1 pseudogene is annotated in these 1,275 nt (G+C 34.0%); it reads left to right on the forward strand.

The annotated features are described in order from the left end of the window. Nucleotides 1-115 precede the first annotated feature (115 nt). Nucleotides 116-1,275: pseudogene (locus ACIQZA_RS25535) on the forward strand (hypothetical protein); the annotation flags it as partial.

Consider the following 1,275-nt stretch of genomic DNA (forward strand, 5'->3'; position numbering starts at 1 on the left):
AAATGACACTAAGAAATGACATTCTTGTTTCAGGAGAAATTGGTAAGGTATTTAGCAAAACCATTAACCTAAATAAATATTTTGATATTAGAAGCATAAGAACTGAGGTGAGGTAATGGCAAAAACATCAATACCTGAGAACACAAACCCCTCAGTTGAATTTGAATATATATCTTCATACAACTTAGCCACACCTTTTGGTAATGCTGTTCAAATCACACCTTCTCAACTACAAGGTCTTTTACATGATGGTAACACAACTAAACAAGGTACTTACGGAGCTGTATTACTTAGAGATTCTACCTCATATATTGAATTTGAAGTTAAAAGAGACTGTCATTTTTGGGCTACAAGTGGAGCTTACAGCGATAATGGTGGAGGAACAGGTAAAGATATAATTATCTACAAACTAGATAATAATGGTGTTTATCAAGTTTATGAAGAAGCAAAAACAAACAATTTAGAAGATTGGTATATTGTATCTCAACTTCTAAAAAAAGGTCGATATAAGTTACATCTAAAAGCAATGTATGTTCAGTTTAATGAATGGTATTTTGAGTCTGTTGTCAAAAATAAAACACTTATTTTACATGATGGAGAGTATAAAAAATTCATTAAAAAAAAGCCTGCTACCACTGGTATAAACACCACACCCCAAATGACAAACAACACCACACCCAAAGGGATTGCTAGTGCAAGCAGTATCTACAGCACAAATTATGATGCTTGGAAAGCTTTTGATAAAGTGAGGTTAACAGATTCCTCATGGGCTACGCCTAGTGGAATAAAGACAGGTTGGCTTTCATATGAATACAAAGAACCAATTTCTATAACTAAATACTCTATAGTAAGTAGACATCCTGTAGTCGACATTGGTGAGCTTCCTAAGGCTTGGACTTTCGAAGCTTGGAATGGCACAAGATGGATAATTCTAGATACAAGAACCAACATTACAGATTGGGTGGCAGGAATAGAAAAGTCATTCTCTTTCACAAATACTGAAAAATACATTAAATATAGAATCAATATTAGCGAAAATTGTGGATATGTATATGTAGTCATAGGTGAATTAGGAATGTACGAGGATGTTAAGCCTGCTATAATCCCCCATTGGTCAACAGTTTCGACTACCCTTCCTAACCAAAATCAATTCTTATCAGATGGTATGGATTCTTTATTTCCCTTATTTAACAGAAAAGTAGCAGAACTAGAGCCTATGGCAATGTCAGATAAAAGTGAGATTTTAGATGTTGATGAAATAGGAAAAGTGTTTAG

This window comes from Lysinibacillus sp. NPDC096382 (genome assembly GCF_044762845.1).
GTDB lineage: Bacteria > Bacillota > Bacilli > Bacillales_A > Planococcaceae > Lysinibacillus.